This is a genomic window from Psychrobacter sp. NZS113, assembly GCF_015864825.1.
In the GTDB taxonomy this organism is placed as follows: Bacteria; Pseudomonadota; Gammaproteobacteria; order Pseudomonadales; family Moraxellaceae; genus Psychrobacter.
In genome coordinates this window covers 279,528-302,860 of record NZ_JADYWL010000001.1, presented here as the reverse complement: position 1 = coordinate 302,860, position 23,333 = coordinate 279,528, and the positions used below count along the sequence as shown (strand labels likewise).

Sequence of the window (23,333 nt, the reverse complement as noted above, 5' to 3'; positions counted from 1 at the left end):
AAAAAAGCGCCTAGATATAGGCGCTTTTTTTGTGGTTGATGAAAATCAGTGCTCTCAAACTAAAAAAAATTAACCGATAGCCAATTTCTAGCTACCTAGCATTTTTTTGTGATATACCGCACTAAGCTCTTCCACTTCCACACACACTTGCAGTGCTGCTCGCCCTGACTGCTCTGCGCTTAGCTGCTCCTCTATCGTTGTCATCAATAGCTCAGCAAGTTGATTGCGCGTAGCAATATCACGACCAGCCATCATTTTCAGATTCGCATAAACCATGCCATTTGCTTGCTCATCATCCTCAACTCCCACTAGAAACGTCTTAATAGGTACGATGCGAGCTTTGATATCTGTTGGTTTACCAAAATGTCCGGTATCCCATAGGGCTTTATTCAAAGATTTAAGCAATGATTCTTCGTGAGGAACACTGACATTGGGTGTCACTTGCAGAGTTAAATGTGGCATGAATATATCCTTATAGAGTATGGGTAAAGGTAGGACTTAAATGATCAGAGTCTGTTGAACATTCAAAAGGATAAACTTATTTGATATCAGCGACAATGCTTTTTAATCATCAGTAATGTTACTAAAAAGTGCCGATAGAGTGGCAGCCAATTGCAGAGGTGGCAGCTCAATCTCCAAACCACGGCGACCGCCACTCACATACATCGTTGTATGCGCTTCAGCCGAGCTATCTATGATAGTCGCTAAGCGTTTCTTTTGTCCTAGTGGGCTGACACCGCCCAGTACATAGCCTGTGCTACGCTCTACTTGCTTGGGATCTGCCATTTGTACTTTTTTGCAGGGCAGTACTTTATTAGAGGATAAAGCTTTGGCCATTTTTTTAAAGTTTAAAGTCTTGTCTACTGGCAAAATAGCAACAGCTAGCGTACCTATTTCGGTCGCTACTACCAAGGTCTTGAAAACTTGTGCTACATCTACACCGAGTTTTTCGGCAGCTTCTAAGCCAAAAGAGACCGCATTACTGTCATGAGTATATTCATGTAATTGGTAGTCAAGGCCACGTTTTTTAGCAAGATTGATCGCTGGAGTCATAATATTTTCATATCGTTAAGTGAAGTTTTTGAGTAGAGAGAGATAGTATTTATCGTATTTTATACCACTATATTACTATGCTAAAGACCTTAACTTTCAAACAATTAAGTACATCCAGTATGTCGGTAAATCACCAGCTGGTAAACAGCCCGTATGAATATTAGCAGTATATACAGACACTATATATCGCTTTGATGGCTTTTATGGCATCATAAGCGCAATATATTTAACTACTTTTGATACTGATTATGATACCCAGCTTCTTAAAGAATAAGTTTCTAAAAAAACGGATTTTTAAAGCGCCCGTCACTACTGACAGCGGCTCTAATACTGACGTCAGTCCAATCGCCGCCAAGTCCTATTCGAGTGCTCCGATTAATCAGCTATATCGCAAGCTATCGGGTCACATGCTCGACGTTGCTGTCAAACCTAAACTTTTAGGTGAGTTACCTGAGTTTGATGCTGACGATCAGACATTAAGATTCTATGTCTTACAAGACTATTCCCGTTCCAACAGTATTTTGATTGATTTGCAGACGCAAGAGCACAATTTACCGCCAGCATTGGTTGGGGTGCAAGATGCCGAGCATAATATTAAAGAAAATGCGGCCATCATCTTTTTGAATCACCCAAGTGCCAAAGACAGTCAATTATCACCACGCCTGTCACGCTTGGTATCGGCTGTACTACAGTACCCAGAACTAAAAGTGCGTTTGGTACCTGTCTCCATCCTATGGGGACGCGCGCCAGAAAAAGAGGATTCGCTGTTTAAGCTGTTGACTACTGATAACTGGGAAGACCCAAGCATTACTAAGCAGTTATTTAATATCGGGGTAATGGGACGCGATACCTTTGTACAGTTTCATCCACCACAAGATTTGCGCACTCTTATCGACAATAGCCTCAAAGGCGATGTGGAAGGGCCTTCTATTTTTGATTCGCTAGCCACTGACTTACAAGATAGCTCAGTCAAAGAGGTATATATAAAAAGTACTTCTATAGAGGACAGTCTTGCAAAAGAAAGTCCTGCAAAAGATAGCCAATTAGACGATAACAGTAATGTAGAAGCTACTGACGACGCCCCAAGTTACGCGTTGGTAGCAACTACCGATAGTAATCGCGAACTGGTGCGCATATTGCAGCAACAGCTCTCTATTTATTTAGACAAGCAACGTGCCAGCATGCTCGGCCCTGATTTGTCAGACAGACGCAATTTGGTAGACAAACTGGTGTACTCGCCAGCGATCAAGCATGCGATAGAGACAGAAGCTGCAGAAAGCGGCACTACTACCCGTGAAGCCCGAAGCTTAGCAAAAGGCTATGCCAACGAGATGGTAAATGATTACTCTTATCCTATCATTCGAGTATTCGACCGCTTTTTGACGTGGTTGTGGACGCAGTTGTATGATGGCGTAGAAGTACATCATTTTGAGCGAGTACGAGAGATAGCGACTGACTACGAAATCATCTATGTGCCGTGCCATCGTAGCCATGTTGACTACCTATTACTGTCTTATGTTATTTATAAACGCGGTTTGAGCATTCCTTATGTTGCCGCAGGTGATAACCTTGATGTACCAGTATTAGGCCCTATGTTACGCGGTGCAGTGGCGTTCTTTATCCGTCGTAGTTTCCGTGGTAATGCATTATACACCTCTGTATTACGTGAATACATGCACACATTAATCACACGCAATACGCCTATCGAATACTTTATCGAAGGTGGTCGCTCACGCTCAGGTCGCCTGCTACCGCCGAAAATGGGTATGCTTGCGATGACAGTACACAGTCAATTACGCAAAACCAATAAGCCTGTCGTGTTCATTCCTACTTACATCGGCTACGAGCGTATTATGGAAGGCGGCACGTATGTTGGTGAGCTGAAGGGCAAGCCAAAAGAATCAGAATCTTTGCTTGGTCTGCTCAAGGTAGGTCGAAAAATTGAGCGTATCTTCGGTAACGTACACTTAAGCTTTGGTACGCCACTACATCTTACAGAATTTATGACAAAGTTTGACGTGTCTGCAGACAGTTTACCTTCTGACCGTACCGATACCCCACTCGATGAGAAAGCCAGTGCGATGGTCGATAATATCGGCGTGAAAATCATGCAGCATATCAATAAAGCCGCCGTGGTCACACCTGTATCACTGTTGTCACTGGTGTTATTGTCAGCGCCCAAAGCGGCACTGGATGAAAACAGCTGCAGAGAGCAAATCGAGCTTTATCAAGGTTTGGCTAAGCAGCTTGCTTATTCAGATGATACCGTCATCACAGACATGACCCCGCAGCAAATCATTGATTACGGTATTAAACTCAAGCTGATAGAGCGAACACCGCATATCCTAGGCGATATCATTCAGGTCGTCGGCAAGCAGGCTGCCTTACTCAGTTATTTCCGTAATAACATCTTGCATGTCTTCATTCTGCTGTCATTTTTGTCAGCGCTAGTTGCACGCAATGGTCGCATCAAACGCAGTCGTTTGGATAGCATCGCTGAGCAGCTGTATCCGTTCTTACAAAGTGAGCTATTCTTATATTATCCAGCTCACGGCTTAGCAGATACACTCAATAAAAAGGTCGATAGCCTACTCTCTCATGGGCTAATCGTAGAGTTGGGCGACGGCATACTTAGCGTTCCTGAGTCAAATAGCAAGTCCTATCAACAGCTACAAGTACTGGCGACTCCAGTTGGCCAAAGTCTTGAGCGTTACTTTATGACGCTTGCGTTACTCGCTCAACAAGGCTCGGGCAACTTGACCGAAAACGAAGTCGTTGATTTGTGTCATCTACTTGGTCAGCGCTTATCTGTGCTATATGCAGACGATATTCCTGACTTCTTTGACCGTGCTTTATTCACCAGTTTCATTGGTGCTCTGACGCGTCTTGATTATTTACAGAAAGATGAAGAGACTGGCGTTCTGACATTTGATCACCGTATCAATGACATTGCCCATCATGCTAAGTACGTCCTAACGCCTGACATGATGCAAATCTTGAAGCAAGTCGCTACCTTAGACGAGAATGAAATCAACCATGCCATTACTGAAATTAGTAATAAAAAGCAGCGTAAATTTGGGCGGAAGCGTTAGGTTTTGACGACAAGATAAAGCTTATTCATCAAATAGAAGTTTTAATAATAGTAAGGGACTGCATTCAGTCCCTTTTTTATTAACCACTTCTTTTTTGCTGTAACTGCAACAGTTAAGCATTGTAAATGGGTTTAGCGATTATCATAAAAGAGTCAGGCTTTTGAGCTCGGCTCTTTTTTCGTGAAAAAACCTACCAGCTTAAAAAATATGATAAGTATCGACATGTAGCCAAAGGCAAATATGGCACCAGTAATAGGAGCAAATACCCTACCTGTGTCTGACGTCACTCTCATCATAGCCTGATGCTGTGCCTCACTTCTTTCATCCGCCGTAAAAAAACCATTGCCATCTAAATCAAAAACATCAAGCTTGGCTTGTAGATAAGCATCGGTAAAATAAACACCTATTTGAACCAACAACCAAACCACAACTATGCCAATAAAAAATATTTGCCAAGAAGCCAGACGAGATTTTTTTGAAAACTGATGTTTATAGACCATCACAATAGGTAACAATATCGTTGCAAATATAGACAACAATCTTAGTATTTCGAGTGTTTTTTCCATAACTTATCTCTTAAACAATAAAAAAGGCATAACCTAAGTTATGCCTTTTTTGTGCAACCATAATGGACTATCTATGGGTTTTTATTGAATTCCCTCTAGTTCGTAATCTTCTTATACTTCGCACGTTTAGGACTGGCATCATCACCCATGGTCTTTTTGCGATAGGTTTCAAACTCAGAGTAGTTACCGTCGAACCAAACTGGGCCTTCTTCTTCGAATGCCAAGATATGAGTAGCGATACGATCAAGGAACCAGCGATCATGCGATACAACCATTACCGTACCTGGGAATACTTGAATCGCATCCTCTAGTGCACGTAAGGTTTCGATATCCAAATCGTTTGATGGTTCATCGAGTAATAGTACGTTCGCGCCTTGCTTTAGGGTTTTTGCTAATTGCAGACGGTTACGCTCACCACCTGACAACTGACCAACACGTTTTTGCTGGTCTGAGCCTTTAAAGTTAAAGCGACCGATATATGCACGGCTTGGCGTGGTGTAATCGCCGACAGTAATGATATCAAGGCCGTCAGATACTTCTTCCCATACGGTTTTGCTATCATCTAAGTGATCACGTACCTGACCGACATAGGCAACTTTAACACTTTCACCCAAATCAACAGTGCCAGTATCTGGCGTATCGCGTTCAGTAATCATGTTAAATAGCGTGGTTTTACCCGCACCATTTGGACCAATGATACCTACGATAGCACCTGCTGGCACGTTGAAGCTTAGGTTTTCATACAGCAGACGATCGCCAAATGATTTCGAGATGTCGTTAATCTCAATAACCTTGTTACCCAAACGTGGACCAGGTGGAATGTAAATTTCAGCCGTCTCATTACGCTGTTGGAACTCTGTTGAGTTCAACTCTTCAAAACGCTGTACACGAGATTTAGACTTGGCTTGTTGGCCCTTCTGGTTTTTACGAATCCACTCAAGCTCTTTTTTCAGTGCTTTAGCAAACGATTCTTCTTGCTTGTTCTGCTGCTCTAGACGCGTGTTCTTTTGCTCTAGCCACTCGGTATAGTTACCTTCATACGGATAGCCATGGCCACGGTCAAGCTCTAAAATCCACTGAGCGACATTGTCCAAGAAATAGCGATCATGGGTAATAGCAACGATAGTACCGCTGTAGTTCTGTAAGAACTGCTCTAGCCATGCGACGGACTCGGCGTCCAAATGGTTGGTCGGTTCGTCAAGTAACAGCATATCAGGGCGCGACAATAATAGACGACATAGTGCCACACGGCGTTTTTCACCACCAGATAATTTACTAACATCCGCATCCCATGGTGGCAGACGTAGCGCATCGGCCGCTTTTTCTAGCTGATTGTTTAAGTTATGTGCATCCCACGATTGGATGATGTCTTCCATCTTGCCCTGCTCTTCAGCAAGCTTATCAAAATCAGCATCAGGCTCAGCGTATTCAGCATAAATGGCATCTAGACGAGCCAGTGCATCTAACGCTTCACGCATACCATCTTCAACGTTACCGCGTACATCTTTGCTATCATCAAGCTGTGGTTCCTGCGGCAAATAACCGATCTTGGTACCTGTCTGCGCACGTGCTTCGCCGCTAAATTCAGTGTCAACGCCTGCCATGATACGTAGCAAGGTCGATTTACCTGAACCATTGATACCCAATACACCAATCTTGGCACCTGGGAAAAACGATAGGTTAATATTTTTTAGAATTTCACGCTTAGGTGGAACAAGTTTTGACACGTTGTTCATCGTGTAGATATATTGAGCCATTAACACTCCGATAGACTGCATAGAAGAGGCGAGCAAATCATACTTGGCAATGATGCCAAGCGCGCCGCACCTCAAAATCAGGGTTACAAATTATGAGCCATTATCGCATTGTGGCGCATACCCTGCAAGCCAACAGATTGTTTTAGCGTTTGTTTTGCGGCTTTCGGCATTTAGCATGACGCTTTCTCCCTAAAAGTGGCTATGGAAACCTACTGTCAAAACGCCTCGTTTAACATTTTGACTCATTACTGCTTTATAAAGACCACAAAAAATAGCATCAAACCTTTCGAAAACTTAATGAATAGCCTTTAGAATATTAGTTTACCTTAATAAGGTAACGTCATTTAATTTGAGATACACTCAGTACGATACCTCTAAATAAATATGAACAATTAGACCTGACAATAAAACATGTGACATTCATCTCTAAATAGCATCATACAAGGTAATGAGTTTATGGCCACTGGCTATCGCCCTGAAATTATACAACGTGCGTTTGTTGACTTCATTGGATCACGTTTGCATCCGTTTTGGTCGTTGACCCGCCCTAAATTACGGTTGATTGCACGGCAGGTTCTTAATGATGACTTGGTTGCGGTTCAGTTCGAAGGCAATCATGCTTTTAAACGGCAAGCACTTGATTCAGACGGCGGTTGGCATGGTGGTCAACATATAAATTTAACGGTCGTTATTGACGCCATTTACCATCAGCGCTATTACTCGTTGGTAGGCTTACCAAAACAACCCTTCTATTTGCAATCAGACATTGACAATAGTGAAAATAGTGAGAATAGTGAAAACAAGCAATCACAATCGAATATCGTTACCATTGCCATCAAACCTCAAGGATTGGTCTCCAACTATCTAACACAGCAAGCACCACTGGGTACTATATTTGATAGTAGTTTGCCTGATGGCGATTTCACCTTGGCACAGGCAAAGCTTGATACACAAGGTGCTAACCACTTGTCCTCTACACCCTCATCGCTACTGTTTATAGCAGGAGGTAGTGGCATTACCCCAATGCTAGGCCTTATCACACAAGCCTTATCGCAAAGCCATACGGTCACCTTATTATATTACAGTCGCATGCCACTGGCAGAGACACCTTTTTTAAAGCATTGGCAGCAATTAAAAGACAGTTATCCAAACTTCACTTATCACTTTATCGATACAGAAGACCCTGATAGTTATTTGGTAGGTACGCGACATTTAAGTGTAGAAAGCTTGTTAGCACTTAATTTGCCATTAGAAAATACACAGATATTTGTTTGTGGATCGCAAGCATTATTAGCAGGACTATATGACGCCGTTCAAACAATAACATCGTTAGATATGGACTCACTGAAAGATAAATGCTCGTTACGCGATAATATTATATTCGAGCGCTTTGGTAATCTGTCACATGAGCTTGCTATCGATGACAATAGTCATAATACAGACAACGCAAAAGATGATATAGCAAAACAAACGGTCTACTTACGCGGTCGACAGCGACAGTTCGATACCAATACCACGTTACTCATCGGTGCTGAGCAAGCAGGTATCACTCTCAGTTATGGGTGTAGGCAAGGTATTTGTCAGCTATGTCGCTGTAACAAAGCCAGCGGCGTAGTCAAAAATATTGAGACGGGAAAAATAAGTAGCAATGGCTATGAATCGATTCAAACTTGTATCAATATTGCCATGACGGACGTAGTATTAGATATCTAAGATCATTAAAAAACATGAGTCAGATAGTCCAATAGTACGTAGACACCTGATGAAACTAGCCCTATAACATTTGATATTAATAGCCTTAGTTAAGGAGTTTCCATGCGTTTATTACCGCCTATGTTCACTGCTCAATCTGCCGTATCTGCATTTTCGACAGACACGAATATGCAATCGAAACAAAAGCGATATCCAACATTAACGGGTGCACAATTACCAAAAGATCAAAGTGATGCGCTAGCCGATGAGTTGAACACGCTATATCAAAGTGTCATGAATTCATTGGGTAGCGATGATGCCCGTTATATTCAACGTGTACATGCCACCGTGGTCTATAGCGAAATTATCTCTCGTGGTTTACTCGCAGCGGCTGGGCGCATGCCATCGAAACGAAGTCTGGTCGCTACTTGGTTACTTGGTACTTCTTTACTGAGCTTCAGCAAAATCTTGAACAATATGGAGCTTGGGCACAATGTCATGCACGGGCAATATGACTGGATACAACATCCCTATCTCAACAGTCAAAAATTTGATTGGGACATCGTTTGCCCTGCACCGCTATGGCAGCATTCGCACAATTACTTGCATCACACGTTTACCAATATCGTTGGCCGTGATCATGACGTCGGCTATCATTTGATTCGCGTGACTGACGAGCAGCCGTGGACACCAAGCGACCGCTATAATCTGTTCAGTACCATGGTATTGGCCTTGGGGTTTGAGTGGGCAGTCGCCTTTCATGATATTCAAATTAGTGCTGATGAATATGCTGATTCGCCGCAGCTCACAGAGATCATGCGGCCCAAATCTCGTGGATTATTTGCCAAAATTGCAAGGCAAGTCGGCAAAGACCATATTGCATTTCCTGCCCTAGCATGGTTGGCACTAGGTCGACGTAGCGCGATGACCACACTGAGCGGTAATATCACTGCAAATATGGCGCGTAATTTATGGACCTGGGCAGTGATATTTTGTGGGCATTTTACGGAGCAAGCACATATTTATACTGAGCTTGATACCAATGAAAGCAAGGGTGACTGGTATATACGGCAAATTCTCGGCTCTAGTAATATCCAAGGTAGCAAGTTATTCCATATTTTGACGGGCAATTTATCACATCAGATTGAGCATCATATTTTTCCTGATATGCCAGCCAACCACTACGCTCGCATATCACCGCAAGTACAGGACATATGCCGAAAATACGACCTACCCTACAACACTGGGCGTTTTGGTCGCCAGCTTCGTCAGGTCATTGGTCGTATACGTCACTTTAGCAAACCGAGTGCCGAGGAATGGCAGGTATATTTACAATCGCAAGCTACTGAATTGACTCAGGTTGCCAAAGAAAAACAAGACGATGCTCCAGTTATCCGTGGATTAGGGAAATACCTTCCACCTGTCATGCGCCAAGCATTGTTTTACTTGTAAGACATGACCAATATAGACATACATAACCAGTCATTCTAATGACTCTTAACATTTACCCTATCTACCCTTACGGTAAAGAACTATAGATTAAATGACAAAATACGCATAATAAGAAGTAGAAATATAGACACAAACGATAACTGACAATAATGACACTTAATAATAATGGAGAGTAGCTATGAGTAATCAAACTGCTGAACAACCTATGAAAATTAGCCACGATATAGAGGCCAAACGATTTGAGACCGCTATCGACGGTCATATTGGTTATATCAGCTATCAAGAGCAAAATGGCAAACTGGTCTATGATCACACTATCGTACCGCAAGCTTTAGGCGGACGCGGTGTCGGATCAGCACTGGTCAAGCACGCACTCAATTATGCACGTGAGAATGATAAGAAAGTGGTACCGCAATGCTCATTTGTATCGTCATACATCAATAAGCATCCTGAATATAAAGACCTGCTGTAGTCAAATTCATATAAACCCGCTACATCGTCATCCATGATTGATCTAGCTGTATCGTAATCATATTAAACTGACTATACAACCCAGTATTAGCATGTATATTTTGAGTAAGAATCCAACCTAATCTTCTTTTTATTTGTTGTCTGCGCTCGTATATTTATCTTTAAATATATGGCAAGATGACAAATATAATAACGGTTTATGTCTTATAATGATTGATAGAATAAGTCACTCTTAAATTTATTCTATATCGTCAATTACACTGTATAAAATATTATCTAATATAATTTTTAATAAACCAATTCAACATAACAATAAAGGTTATTAATATGAGTAGTCTATCTGATAAACAAGTGGATTTGCAGTTAGAAGATTTACCGGGCTGGCAGCGTGATGGCGATGCTATCGTGAAAACATATCACTTTAGCGATTTTATTGAAGCTATGAGCTTTATGAATCAAGCGGCATTCCATGCTGAAGCACTTGAGCATCACCCTGAGTGGCGTAATACTTACAACGTGGTAGAGGTACGATTGACCACAGATGATACAGGCGGCATTACGAGCCATGATATCCGTCTGGCCAAACGTATGGAACATATTATTCAACCCAAACGCCTATAGTGATGTGTGAATAATTTTTGATATTTAAATAAACAGTTCAAAGAAAACTGGAAATAAAAAAGTCCTCATAATTTATGAGGACTTTTTTGTTTAGTAAACTGTGTTTATTTAATATGCTGTGATGATTTATTACATCTTGCGACTGACGAACGCGACAATGAATAAAATCACAGCCACAGCCAAGAAAATGTATGCCAAATTAGCAGACAGTCCAGCGACGCCGCCAAAACCTAAGAAACTTGCCAACAATGCGATTACAGCAAAAATAATAGCCCAGCGAAACATAATCTTCTCCTTAAATAATTATTGAAAAATCAGACATAAGACTCATAAGATAAGTATCAATTAAAACTGGCTAATATCGACCAGTACAATCAATAGCTATTATTCATATTCGTCCTGCTATATCTGATATTCCCTTTTTTGTTTTTAGTATTAATGATATTTTTAGTATTAGTGATAACTGCTTATGACCATAGATTAGCAATATTCCTCTTCAAAAAACGTTCACTTTGGTAATAAAAACGGCAAGTTATGTAATCTTTGTAGCAAACCTTAGCATTTTGGCATTTTTTCCTAGATTTATAGGTCTTGTGTATAGAGAGGGTGAGTGGCTTTTTATCCGCTACCACTTTCATCATATAATCTGCTATAAACAGTAAGTAGCAAATACCTTTCATTCGTCATCATTACTCCCAAAAACCGTTTTTTGCAAAACACAAATGCCAATTATGATAGCCATAGTCAGATAAACATTTAACTTCTATGGATAGTTTGGCTTAGTCTTAGTTGTACTAAGTCATTCATCAAGAAACCATTCATTTTAAAGTGACTCACCAAATAACCTATTAAGGATAATAAATATGGATACCAATACGGAAACCTCAAATAACACGCTACAAAGCAGCAGTGAAAGCCGTCCTTACGCGGTTGTTCTGTATGGTGCAACCAGCTTCGTTGGGGAAATTACGGCACATTATCTAACAGAGTTTTTGTCCAATGCTAAAGATGCAAATGGGGCTAACGTCACGTGGGCCATAGCAGGTCGTGATGAAGCAAAACTGAATGAGCTACAGTCGGAGCTGGAAAGCAAAGTAGATATTATTATTGCTAATAGTAATGATTCGGCGAGCCTCGATGAAATGACCAAACAGACCAAAGTCATTATCTCTACCGTCGGCCCCTATCTTAAGTATGGTGAAACGCTGATTAAATCTTGTAGCGCTAATGGTACGGACTATGTCGACCTCACGGGTGAAGCTATCTTTATCAAAGATATGATGGATAAATATCAAGATGCAGCAAAACAAAGTGGTGCTCGTATCGTCAATTCGTGTGGCTTTGATTCAATTCCATCAGACTTGGGTGTGTACTTTACGCAAACCAAAGCAAAAGAAAAGTTCGGTGAAGCATGTGATGTGATTCATATGCGTGTAAAAGCGGCAAAAGGTGGTCTATCGGGCGGTACCATTGCCTCTATGGCGACTATATTTGAAGAAGTTGGGAAAGACAAATCACGTCGTAAACAGGTAGCAAACCCTTATTTGCTTAATGATGATACAGATGCGCCAAACGTGCGCCAAGATAATGTCAGCAAACCAGAATACGATAGTGAGCATAAGCGCTGGTTGGCGCCTTTTGTGATGGCAAGTATCAATACTCGTATCGTTCATCGTAGCAACCAGCTGCTCGGCTATGAATATGGCCGTGGCTTTAAATATGACGAAGCGATGTGGATGAAAGATGGGGTGAAGGGTCAGCTATCAAGCTATGCCTTGAGCGCAGGGTTGTTTGGATTTGCCACGGCCATGATGATTACGCCGAGCCGTGAGTTATTATCCAAACACGTATTGCCCAAATCAGGTTCTGGCCCTTCTAAAGAAGAGCAGAAAAATGGCTATTTTGATATTCGTCTCTTTGGTCAAACCACCAAGAAACACACGATCAACACCAAAGTCACAGGTGATAAAGATCCTGGCTACGGTAGCACCTCACGTATGCTGGCTCAAGCGGCACTGTGTTTGGCGCAAGATGTCAGTAAAGAGACTGTTGGTGGTGGTTTTTGGACACCAGCATCTGCGATGGGTGATCAGTTACTTACGCGTTTAGAAGAGCATGCAGGACTAAGTTTCGAAGTCGTTGACCATTAATAGAGGCCATCCTATATCAACCAGATATAGAGTGACCTTTACTCAAGTTAGCAAGTATAGCAATTCTACTTAGTTTCCTTGTACCTAAATTCTATTGGCACAACAATAGCTAATGAGCAATTTGATTTTCAGTACTCTTCTAACCGTATCTTGATATCAAGGTACGGTTTCTTAGTATTAGGATTTAATAACGATGCTAAGGAAGAGAAAAATACATCGCAACTACCAATAAATGCTCCATTACAACAACACAAATACAGTCATTGCACGATGTCACATGAAAACATCAAGCTGTGAGACTATTAATTTATGTACTACTGAATTAATGTGAGCTTAATTGGTATTCTCCTCTACAGAGTTTATGACTGGTTAATAGTCAGTTAATAATATCATCTTATTCAATCATGATAGCCAACGTAGCCGTTATCATGATTTTATTTTGTCTATGTATCATTTATTAAACATAATAAATATATATATTTAAAATTATAAACATCTCTATGTCATACGTGACAAGTTGTACGAAATACTATTGAACACTGGTTAGTTTAAGAGTTTTAAAAAACACTACTTTTAACTGGCACATTAAATTTGTAACTCAAGGAATTAAATCATGAAAAAACGTACTTTACCTTTATCATTATTGATTGGTGCAGCGCTTACTCTTCCAAGTTTGGCAATGGCAGCACCTGCTAACCATCAATCAGTAGATAAACAAGCATCAATGGCTGACAGAGATCTTCAAACTGAACTCGGAAGTGCGCAAGGTCAACAAAATACTAGTCAAGCAAACCCGTTCAAAATTAGCGAAACAAAGACTATCTCAGTTGCCAGAACAAACGGCAGCGCAGATATGGCTTCACAAGTAAATAATAGACAGCAATCATCAAACGTCATGCAACAGTCGTCAAATGGCACGCAGCAGTCATCAAAAGATATGTCACAATCACAAAACGGCATGCAACAGTCGTCAAATGGCATGCAAAAATCGTCAAACGGCTCGCAACAGTCATCAAACAGCACGCAGCAGTCATCAAAAGATATGCCACAATCACAAAATGGCACGCAACAGTCGTCAAACGGCACGCAACAGTCATCAAAAGATACGTCACAATCACAAAATGGCATGCAACAACCAAACGATATGCAGCCTATTATTAGATAATAAGACAGCCGCTACTGACAAGCAGTTATTACTTGATAGCTGATGTTAAAATATTCTTCGAATATGATATTTTTGCAAAACAAAAAAGGCAGCCATCAGGCTGCCTTTTTTGTTTTGCAAAAATCTTGATGTTTTATTTCTTAGTTTTGGTCACGCCAGCTTCTTGCAGTAAGGCCCCAAGTGTACCCAATTTGCTAGGCGCTTCAGTTTTCTCAGCTCTTGGCGCTTTGCTACGATTACTGCTAGCACTACCTTTATCCTGACGATCACCACGTGGCTTGTTTGGTCGTTTGTCAGCAGCGGGACGGCTACTATTTGGGCGACTGCTACGAGGACGACTGACTTTCTCATCAGATCCAGTTTCTTTGGGAGTAGATTTTGCTGCTGAGCGTGCTAGTTTTTCAGATTCAGGCTTCATGCTAAAACCAATACGACCACGTTTTTCATCAATAGAGATGACACGTACTGACACGATATCACCCGGCTTGACACGGTTCATAGGATCAGCAACGAAATCATTGGCCATCTGTGAAATATGAACCAAACCGTCTTGGTGAACACCAACATCAACGAAACAACCAAAGGCAGTCACGTTGGTTACTACGCCTTCAAGCTGCATGCCTTCTTCTAAGTCTTTAATGCTATTTACGTCATCACGGAAATTAGCTGTCTTAAACTCAGGACGTGGATCACGTGCTGGCTTAGCCAGTTCATCTAAGATTGCTTTTATGCTGATATTGTCATCATTAGCAGCAACTGCAGTGGTATCGATAGTGTTTAGTATTCCATCATTACCAATGATTTCTGGCAATGTTTTACCTGTTTGTGCCAGTAAGCTATCGACCAATACATAGCTTTCTGGATGCACACCGGTAGCGTCAAGTGGATTACTACCATCATGGATACGTAAGAAGCCTGCTGCTTGTTCAAAGGTCTTAGCACCCAAGCGTGGGACATTCTTCAATGATTCACGACTGTCGAATGCACCGTGTTCTTTACGATAGGTGACGATTTGTTGAGCGACATTGCGATTCAGACCAGCGATATGTGCCAAAATAGCAGGGCTAGCAGTGTTCACGTCGACACCAACCGCGTTTACGCTATCTTGAGTTACTTTGTCTAGACTATCTGCTAATTGAGTCTGATTCACATCATGCTGATATTGACCAACACCAATAGCTTTTGGATCAACCTTAACGAGCTCTGACAACGGATCTTGCAAGCGGCGAGCGATAGATACCGCGCCACGTACAGAAACGTCCATATTGCCAAGCTCATCACTGGCCAGCTCACTGGCTGAATAGACAGATGCACCCGACTCGTTAACGATAACTGCTTTGGCTTTTAGCTCAGAATTGGCTGCTAAAATCTCTTTAATCATCGCGTCTGTTTCACGACTCGCCGTACCATTTCCGATAGCCACTAAATCGACATTATAAGTACTTAATAATTCATCAATGACTTTTTTGGCTTCACCCATTTTATTGTCAGGTGCAAACGGATAGACGGTCGAAACAACAGGCTTGTCTTCGCTGTCTAGCATGACATGGCCTTGAGCATCGACAATCGACATTTTGACACCATGGCGAATACCAGGATCGACACCTAAAATAACTTTGCGACCAGCAGGCGCTGACATTAATAAGTGCTGCAGGTTATTTGCAAACACATCGATGGCATCCGCTTCAGCAGTCAGACGTTTTTCAGTCAATAAGCGATGTTCAATATGCGGACGCCATTTGTCTTTCCATAGGCTGCTAGCCGCTTCTGTTAAAAACTCACGGCGAGCTGCTGGTGCAGTAGCATCAACATTGAAATGGCTAATAGCTTTTTCGATAAAGGGTGCGTCTTCGCCTTCAATTTTCAGACCCAAGACGTTTTCTTGACGACCACGTAACATCGCTAATAGGCGATGATTAGGCAGGCGAGCTAGGCTTTCGCTGTGCTCAAAGTAATCTTTGAATTTTTCACCGACTTCACGCTTTTCTTCACTGGCAACGCTCGTCACGATACTGGCCGTCTTGGCAAAACCACTGCGCAAGTTGTCTAGCAAATCTAGCGCTTGCGTCCATTCATCAACGATGATGGCTTGTACACCAGCCAATTGTTTTTCGATATCGCTGAAATCAACGTCAATCTCATTACCACTGTCATCGGTAATGCTGGATTGTACTTGATAGTCTGCTAGTGCATCTGTTGGGGTAATCTCTTGTGTTAGCACCGCTTGGGCAGCAACATCGAGACCAGCAGCACGTGCTTTAGCAGCAGGTGAACGGCGACGTGGACGATATGGTAGGTAAATGTCTTCTAGCTCAAGTTTAGACGTCGCATTATCGATACGCATCTGCAACTCGTCGGTTAAATTACCTTGTGTGCTGAGCAGCTCAGTAATTTTTAGGCGACGAGTGGCCATGTCACGCTCGTAATTGAGAGACTTCTCTAACGCTCGCAATTGAGCATCATCAAGATCCTGAGTCTTCTCTTTGCGGTAACGGGCAATAAACGGAACAGTCGCGCCTTCATCGTAAAGTTTGACAAACGCATTGACTTGAGCAGTCTTAATGCCAAGCGCGCGAGCAAGCTTGTCGTGAATATTCGCGTGTGTGGTTGCATCCAAAACCTTTGCATTTGTCGAGGTTTGAGATGGCGTTAAGGTATCAGTGCTACTCATATACGTATCAATCGTTGAGAAATGTAGTTTTGCATTATAGCAAAAGCTGCATGAATAAAAATCCTTTTTATCTTTTCGTTATTTATCACGTGTTTTATAGCAGAAATCGCCTAATATCATAGGTTCTGTCGCCTTGTTAAACAAACGCATACAGCATTTGTCCTTATGAGTGATGCAATTAGTTGTGCAATCTTATACACTAAAGTATCAATAACTAAAATATCGGTATGTTCTGGTACATTGAACAATAGTTTTCAATTAAATGAAAATATTGCTCCTTACCAGGAGTTAGATAATGATACTGCTTTATTCATAATTTTTTACACATGTTTTTATGTATATTTTCTGCTAATAATAATTTTTATAAGAGGATGCCTGTATGCCTGATAATACCAGCCCTGATACTTTAACCCAGCGTATTTTAGTCGTCGATGACGATGCACGTCTGCGCTCGTTGTTACAACGCTTTCTGGAAGACGACGGTTTTGTCGTTCGTACTGCTCATGATGGCAGTCAGATGGATAAGTTAATGCAGCGCGAACTGTTTTCTTTAGTCGTACTAGATTTGATGCTACCAGGCGAAGACGGTATTAGTATCTGCCAACGTCTGCGCGAAGACAATGGCGACATCCCTATCATTATGCTGACCGCTAAAGGTGGCGATGCAGATCGCATTGCAGGACTCGAAGCGGGTGCTGATGATTATCTGCCTAAGCCATTTAATCCAAAAGAGCTATTGGCCCGTATCAAAGCAGTACTGCGTCGCCAAAACCGCGAGCTACCTGGTGCACCAAGCCATCAGCTTGAAGTGGTTGAATTTGGGCCATGGACACTAGATCTATCGACCCGTACGCTCAAACGTGACGGCAACGTTGTTACTTTAACAACAGGTGAGTTTTCGGTACTAAAAGCTTTAGTACAGCATCCACGTGAGCCTTTGACCCGTGACAAATTGATGAACCTTGCGCGTGGTCGTGAATGGGGTGCGATGGAGCGCTCTATCGATGTACAGGTATCACGTTTACGTCGCTTGATCGAAGATAACCCTTCTCAAGCACGCTACATACAAACGGTTTGGGGCGTGGGCTATGTGTTCGTCCCTGATGAAGCTGAAGTAGAAGCCATTAAGAGTGAATAACCTTTGGCTGATGTCATTTTTTTTAATATAGGCCGTGTTTGGTTGTTCACAAACACGTGCCAATATGATGAGCATATCTGTGAAAAACCCTATTATCTTTCAAAACATACCCTGCACTTTGGTGACAGGGTTTTTGGGTGCTGGCAAAACCACGGTCGTTAATCAGCTCCTCGCTACAAAGCCTACCGATGAACGCTGGGCATTACTGATTAATGAATTTGGTCGTATCGGTATTGATGGTGCATTGCTAGCCAGCTCACAAGATAGCAATCTTGAACAACAAAAGATTGCCATTCGTGAGGTCAGCGGTGGCTGTATTTGCTGTACCAGTCAACTGCCTTTACAAATAGCTATCAGCCGCCTACTCAGTGAGCACCATCCACAGCGCCTGCTCATTGAGCCGACAGGACTTGCCCATCCACGTGAGCTTATCATGCAACTCAGTGCTCCGCATTGGCAGACAGCGCTGAAAATGCAAGCGGTGATAACTGTACTCAGTGGCAGCCAATGGCAACAAGATAAATATCGCAATAATGATGGGTTTCAAGCGCATGTCCATGATGCAGATGCACTAGTGATTAATCGCTATGATCAATTGCAGGATAGCGACAGACACGCCTTAGTGGAGTGGATAGCCAAGCTAAATTCGCAAGTAAATATTATCTGGGTACCGTCTGAGCAAGCTACATTTGATATTAAAAACACTTACCTATTGGCATTGAACGATCAACTGAGCAATTCTAGCCAAACAATTTCCAAACAACGCAAAGTAAATATCGCTCAACCCCAAAAATCTGTTATGGGCTTGCAGCCTCGTAGCGGATCTATATCGACGTCACCGTTATCTGAGCTTTCAAGCGAAAGCGACGAAGATCAGAGCAACATAGATATCGAGCAGCCTTACCGCTATCATGAAAAGCAACAAGACATACTACTGGCAGGTTGGCGATTACCCGCACACTATAGGCTAAACGCCGATAACTTGCATAATTGGTTATTAAAGTTACCCAACTGGCTACGTATCAAAGGAGTTGTCAATACTACTGAGGGTTGGCTACAGATCAACTTCACCCCTGATAGTCTGACGACCAGCACAGCCAGCGTGCAGATTGATAGTCGAATAGAAATAATTTTGCAGTTAGACGAAAATGATAATACAGCTAGAGAAGATGTAGCGATTAAATACAAACCTGAATTATCAGCAACCGCTATAGATTGGGATACCTGTGATCACGAGCTGATGGCTATGGTTGTATAGCTCATAGCAATAGAATACGTAATTAGATCAAATTATATATACAAAAAAAGGCCCTGCTATTTTATATAGCAGGGTCTTTTTTACTAACGTAATTGACTGTCTTTACTACCACGCCGATTGAATATCTCAGCAGCATGAGCCTCTTGTTCAAGTTCTGTCTGACAACCTACGCAGTGTTGGATACCAGGTACTGCTAACCGTCTTGCCTCTGGAATGGGATTGCCACATTCATCACAAAGCTCTGCACTAACACCCGTTGGCAACGAACGTCGTGCCCGTTCTAATGCATCATTAACGGTCGCATCCATCTGTTCGTGCTCAGCACCATCTCTTGACCAACCACCTGCCATAACTCCATCCTATTTATTATCATTAGATATTATAAATCACTTTAATAACAGATAGATGGGGTTGTTTATAATTGATTACAACCTACTACTAGGTTCAAAAGTCATGTATAAAAGTGTTAAATAACCACATTCCCGAGCAAAAATCACCCTGCTAATCTTTTGGTTGCAGCTCGACCACTTGCCCGCGTACGCCAATACTCTCATCACTCATTAGACAGACATAGCCTGCCATGATGTCTTCCGGTGTTTTTAGACTCATTGGACTTTCTCCTGGATAAGCATGGGCTCGCATGTTGGTACGTGTACCGCCAGGATTGATACAGTTAAAACGCAGATTCGTGGTGTTTTGCGTCTCCTGAGTAAAGATATCGCTCATACCTTCTACCGCCTGCTTTGAAAGTGCGTAAGCGCCCCAGAATGCACGAGGATGTGTACCAACTGTGCTAGAGGTAAAGACAATAGAGCCATTATCCGCATCTTTAAGTAGTGGTAGTAGCGCTTGGGTGAGCATAAACGTCGATGTAAAGTTGACTTTCATCACTTGAGCAAAGGTATCGACGTCATACATCTCAAGCGGCGTCAGCTGTCCAAGCAGACCTGCATTGTGCAATATACCGTCCAGTTTACCGATTTCTTTATCAATCAACCCTTCGAGCTGCTGCATTTCAGCATAAGTTGCGCCCTCTAGATTCATCGGTAGCATCGCCGGTTGTTTACCACCAAGGCTCTCAATCTCATCATACACATATTCAAGCTTGCTACTGGTACGCCCTAGGAGCAGCACTGTTGCACCATAACGAGCGTAGGTCAATGCAGCGACGCGACCAATACCATCACCGGCACCCGTCACCAAAATAGTCTTACCATCTAAACAGTTATCAGATGGCACAAAACGACGAATATCATCATGAGTTAAAGGTTGATTGGTGTTTTGCATCTCTTTTTGGTCAGACGACTGATCGATATTTACGCTCATGTAATTGCTCACTGCTTATCGTTTAATAGGTTGGGATATGTACTTGCATTGTCTGATTCAAAGTTATCTATTAGATATCACTTATATCCGTGTATTTTCTGGATGTTGGATCAATTATAAATAATCAAATTTACCAGATGACAGCAGCAATTTATTCAACTGCTCAGGTGTCTCGGTAATGTAATCTGCGCCCCATTTTTTTAGATTTTTTTGATCTTCAGGCGGGATATAACCATATGCTGCCAAAATAGTTGGCATGCCAGCGGCGTTACCAGATTCGATATCCCGTATATGATCGCCAACATAAATCACACAGCCAGATGCACCACGAGGTATACCTAGCTTTTCTAGCGCCATATACATAGGCTCTGGATCAGGTTTTGAGCGAGACACATCCTCAGGACATACCAAGACGGCACAGCGTTCGTCCAACTGCATGGTACTTAATAGCTTCTCTGCCAAATAACGCGGCTTGTTGGTCACAATGCCCCATGGCACACTTTTCGCTTCGAGGTCTGTAAGTACTTCCTCTAACTCAGCGAATACACAGCTATCAACACATATATCCGCTTCATAATCATCCAAAAACTGCTGACGAAAATCAAGCAAAGTTTCTTCACTGACATCGAGTTGCTCATTATGTCGTAACATTAACTGTACCATCGCTGAGGCACCTGCAGAGACCTGCTCACGTATCTCCGTCTCAGGTGGTGCTTGCCAATTATTTTCGATGCTCATCTTACCGATGATACGGACAAAGTCAGCAGCAGTATCAATTAAGGTCCCATCGAGGTCAAACAAAACTGCTTTTACAAATTGGGCCATAGCAAATACTCTTAAATTGAATAACAAAATTAATAAAATCTGATGTCACAAACGCAACCGAATACAGTGTCAGAGTTCTAAACCATTGGCTTTTGCACAGCTATCATATAGTTAACATCGACGTTTTGTGCCAACCAATAGCGCTTGGTCAATGGATTATAATGTAGCCCAATGATATCTTTACGCACAAATCCAGCATTGCTTGCCATTTTATCTAATTCAGCTGGGGTAATAAACTTGGCATAATCATGAGTACCGCGATCGAGTAAGCGCAGTACATACTCTGCTCCAACAATGGCAAACAAGTATGACTTGGGATTACGGTTAATGGTTGAAAGCACACAAACCCCGCCTGGTGCTAGCAGATCAAAACACGCCTGCACAATCGAGCTTGGATCGGGAACATGCTCCAGCATTTCCATACAACTCACCACATCAAATTGACCTGCGTGAGTTTTTGCTAAGGTCTCTACTGGGATATGCTGATAGCGTAGAGTATCCTCTAAGCCGCTCTGCTCTGCATGTAACGCTGCCGCTTTTAGGTTTTCAGTACCTAGATCGACACCAGTTACGTCAGCGCCACGCCGTGCCATTGATTCAGACAATATACCGCCGCCACAACCGACATCCAACACTTTTTTACCCACTAATCCTGTCTCAGCTGCTTTGTTGGCATTATTGCTTTGATAACTGCGTTTAACGTTTTCTTCTATCCAATTTAAACGCAATGGATTGATTTCATGTAAAGTTGCAAACGCGCCCGTATTGCTCCACCATTCGCTAGCCAATTTATTAAATTTTTCGACTTCGCTAGGATCGACATTGATAGCATTAGCATGGATGTCATCGGCAGTGGTATTCACTTGCTCATTTAAAAAAGGCTGGGAAGATAAAGCTGAACTCATAGCGTTTTTCCTTTATTGTCATTATCATGTACAGTATGCAATTATGTGTTTAATATTAGCATGCGAGCAGCAATTTTGTTGTGAGGACATCGTCACCGATTGTGAAATGTCTTCACAAACTTTGGCAATTTACTATTTTGAATCATAAGCTCTCAAAGCTTATATAATAGATGAATGTACTTTGATAACTTCAAATAGCAATATTCAATAATTGGTTCAAGCAGCATACGATTCAGGCAGTCATACTCTAAAAAACAAGACCAAAAATCATAAGATTAAATAACAACGAATGTAAAAAATGATTAGCAATATACCTTAAATAATAGCTCACAGCTTTACAACCATTGGTTAAGAATCAGATTCACAAGTACACACATTTTACATTATCATGGTCGATACGCTATTATAGTTCGATTATACTCGACGCTATATCGTTTATATACTCAAAACTATAGCTATAGAAGCCCTCTAACACACCCTAAGTCTCTACATCTCAAGGATAAAGTATGAAACGTGTCATCACATTGACTGGTTTGGCCATGGCTATTGGTCTTGCCACTACAGGCGCACAAGCCGCCGACTATGTCGCTGGAAAAGACTATCGCGTGCTAGATAATCCAGAAAAAATTAGCGGTGATGCTATCATTGTTCGTGAGTTTTTTTGGTACGGTTGCCCGCATTGTAACGCATTGAATCCACATATGGAAAAATGGGCAAAGAACAAAGACAAAGACGTTGCCTTCTTCAAAACCCCAGCAGCAATGAATCCTGTTTGGGAAACCAATGCTCGTGGTTTCTATGCAGCGCAGTTATTAGGATTCGAAAGCAAAACACATGATGCCATGTTTGATGCAATTCACAAAGATGGTAAAAAACTGTTTGACCAACAGTCAATAAGCAAATGGTATGGTTCACAAGGTGTTGACGAGAAAAAATTCAACAGCCTTTATAACTCATTCGCTGTCGGTACAAAAATTGGTCGCTCACAAGCTGGTGCTAAACGCTATCAAGTATCAGGTGTACCAACGGTTGTGGTACAAGGTAAATATGTCATCAGTGGCCAAGACGCTACTGTACCTAAGATCGTTGACTTTTTAGTTGATAAAGTTCGTGCTGAAAAGAAAAAATAATATAACTTCTATCTATTATAGATAAGAGAGAGAGACATAAATTAAGCAATACATAAAAAAG

Annotated in this window: 20 protein-coding genes; 10 read left to right on the top strand and 10 right to left on the bottom strand. The window is 41.9% G+C overall.

What is annotated here, in order from left to right; all coding sequences use genetic code 11:
• Positions 1-87: 87 nt before the first annotated feature.
• Complete coding sequence (locus tag I6E61_RS01305) at positions 88-462, bottom strand: 5-carboxymethyl-2-hydroxymuconate Delta-isomerase (protein WP_197128788.1); 375 nt, start codon at positions 460-462, stop codon at positions 88-90.
• A 102-nt stretch (positions 463-564) separates the two neighbouring features.
• Positions 565-1,053 (bottom strand): Cys-tRNA(Pro) deacylase, encoded by a 489-nt coding sequence (gene ybaK / locus I6E61_RS01300; RefSeq protein ID WP_197128786.1) that lies wholly within the window; start codon positions 1,051-1,053, stop codon positions 565-567.
• Positions 1,054-1,301: 248 nt separating this feature from the next.
• On the opposite strand from ybaK, the gene plsB reads away from it, so the two are divergent.
• On the top strand, positions 1,302-4,145 hold the full coding sequence (gene plsB / locus I6E61_RS01295; RefSeq protein WP_197128776.1) for a glycerol-3-phosphate 1-O-acyltransferase PlsB: 2,844 nt from the start codon (positions 1,302-1,304) through the stop codon (positions 4,143-4,145).
• A gap of 152 nt (positions 4,146-4,297) precedes the next feature.
• Here the strand turns inward: plsB and I6E61_RS01290 are convergent, their stop codons facing one another.
• A complete protein-coding gene (locus I6E61_RS01290) occupies positions 4,298-4,711 on the bottom strand; it encodes a hypothetical protein (RefSeq protein WP_197128766.1) in 414 nt (137 codons plus the stop codon).
• Positions 4,712-4,806: 95 nt separating this feature from the next.
• A complete protein-coding gene (gene ettA, locus I6E61_RS01285) occupies positions 4,807-6,468 on the bottom strand; it encodes an energy-dependent translational throttle protein EttA (protein WP_197128764.1) in 1,662 nt (553 codons plus the stop codon).
• A gap of 456 nt (positions 6,469-6,924) precedes the next feature.
• Here ettA and I6E61_RS01280 point away from each other — a divergent pair, with 456 nt between their 5' ends.
• The 4 genes from I6E61_RS01280 (at position 6,925) to I6E61_RS01265 (ending at position 10,704) form a co-directional block, all read left to right on the top strand.
• A complete protein-coding gene (locus tag I6E61_RS01280) occupies positions 6,925-8,181 on the top strand; it encodes a flavin reductase family protein (protein ID WP_197128762.1) in 1,257 nt (418 codons plus the stop codon).
• 102 nt (positions 8,182-8,283) lie between these two features.
• Positions 8,284-9,612: an acyl-CoA desaturase gene (locus tag I6E61_RS01275; RefSeq protein ID WP_197128760.1), complete on the top strand. Its 1,329-nt coding sequence runs from the start codon at positions 8,284-8,286 to the stop codon at positions 9,610-9,612.
• Between the two features lie 178 nt (positions 9,613-9,790).
• Positions 9,791-10,084, top strand: a complete 294-nt coding sequence (locus tag I6E61_RS01270; RefSeq protein WP_197128758.1) for a GNAT family N-acetyltransferase — start codon at positions 9,791-9,793, stop codon at positions 10,082-10,084.
• Positions 10,085-10,410: 326 nt separating this feature from the next.
• Complete coding sequence (locus I6E61_RS01265) at positions 10,411-10,704, top strand: 4a-hydroxytetrahydrobiopterin dehydratase (protein WP_194196141.1); 294 nt, start codon at positions 10,411-10,413, stop codon at positions 10,702-10,704.
• Between the two features lie 129 nt (positions 10,705-10,833).
• Here the strand turns inward: I6E61_RS01265 and I6E61_RS01260 are convergent, their stop codons facing one another.
• Positions 10,834-10,989, bottom strand: coding sequence for a DUF1328 domain-containing protein (locus I6E61_RS01260; RefSeq protein ID WP_082624527.1), 156 nt, complete (start codon positions 10,987-10,989; stop codon positions 10,834-10,836).
• A gap of 578 nt (positions 10,990-11,567) precedes the next feature.
• On the opposite strand from I6E61_RS01260, the gene I6E61_RS01255 reads away from it, so the two are divergent.
• Together I6E61_RS01255 and I6E61_RS01250 are read left to right on the top strand one after the other, a co-directional pair.
• Positions 11,568-12,854 (top strand): trans-acting enoyl reductase family protein, encoded by a 1,287-nt coding sequence (locus I6E61_RS01255; protein ID WP_197128756.1) that lies wholly within the window; start codon positions 11,568-11,570, stop codon positions 12,852-12,854.
• Positions 12,855-13,467: 613 nt separating this feature from the next.
• Positions 13,468-14,019 (top strand): hypothetical protein, encoded by a 552-nt coding sequence (locus I6E61_RS01250; RefSeq protein WP_197128754.1) that lies wholly within the window; start codon positions 13,468-13,470, stop codon positions 14,017-14,019.
• Between the two features lie 133 nt (positions 14,020-14,152).
• On the opposite strand, the gene I6E61_RS01245 is transcribed toward I6E61_RS01250, so the two are convergent.
• Entirely contained in the window at positions 14,153-16,690 is a 2,538-nt protein-coding gene (locus tag I6E61_RS01245; RefSeq protein WP_197128752.1) for a Tex family protein, read from the bottom strand.
• A 379-nt stretch (positions 16,691-17,069) separates the two neighbouring features.
• On the opposite strand from I6E61_RS01245, the gene ompR reads away from it, so the two are divergent.
• Both ompR and I6E61_RS01235 read left to right on the top strand, forming a co-directional pair.
• On the top strand, positions 17,070-17,828 hold the full coding sequence (ompR, locus tag I6E61_RS01240) for a two-component system response regulator OmpR (RefSeq protein WP_110922003.1): 759 nt from the start codon (positions 17,070-17,072) through the stop codon (positions 17,826-17,828).
• Positions 17,829-17,907: 79 nt separating this feature from the next.
• A complete protein-coding gene (locus I6E61_RS01235) occupies positions 17,908-19,086 on the top strand; it encodes a GTP-binding protein (RefSeq protein ID WP_320158555.1) in 1,179 nt (392 codons plus the stop codon).
• Between the two features lie 83 nt (positions 19,087-19,169).
• On the opposite strand, the gene I6E61_RS01230 is transcribed toward I6E61_RS01235, so the two are convergent.
• The 4 genes from I6E61_RS01230 to ubiG form a co-directional block, all read right to left on the bottom strand.
• On the bottom strand, positions 19,170-19,436 hold the full coding sequence (locus I6E61_RS01230) for a DksA/TraR family C4-type zinc finger protein (protein ID WP_194196149.1): 267 nt from the start codon (positions 19,434-19,436) through the stop codon (positions 19,170-19,172).
• A 151-nt stretch (positions 19,437-19,587) separates the two neighbouring features.
• Positions 19,588-20,373 (bottom strand): YciK family oxidoreductase, encoded by a 786-nt coding sequence (locus tag I6E61_RS01225; protein WP_197129440.1) that lies wholly within the window; start codon positions 20,371-20,373, stop codon positions 19,588-19,590.
• A gap of 153 nt (positions 20,374-20,526) precedes the next feature.
• Positions 20,527-21,237, bottom strand: a complete 711-nt coding sequence (locus I6E61_RS01220) for an HAD family hydrolase (RefSeq protein ID WP_197128748.1) — start codon at positions 21,235-21,237, stop codon at positions 20,527-20,529.
• 77 nt (positions 21,238-21,314) lie between these two features.
• Positions 21,315-22,142, bottom strand: coding sequence for a bifunctional 2-polyprenyl-6-hydroxyphenol methylase/3-demethylubiquinol 3-O-methyltransferase UbiG (ubiG, locus tag I6E61_RS01215; protein WP_197128745.1), 828 nt, complete (start codon positions 22,140-22,142; stop codon positions 21,315-21,317).
• A gap of 506 nt (positions 22,143-22,648) precedes the next feature.
• Here ubiG and I6E61_RS01210 point away from each other — a divergent pair.
• Complete coding sequence (locus tag I6E61_RS01210; RefSeq protein WP_194196152.1) at positions 22,649-23,272, top strand: thiol:disulfide interchange protein DsbA/DsbL; 624 nt, start codon at positions 22,649-22,651, stop codon at positions 23,270-23,272.
• Positions 23,273-23,333: the final 61 nt, after the last annotated feature.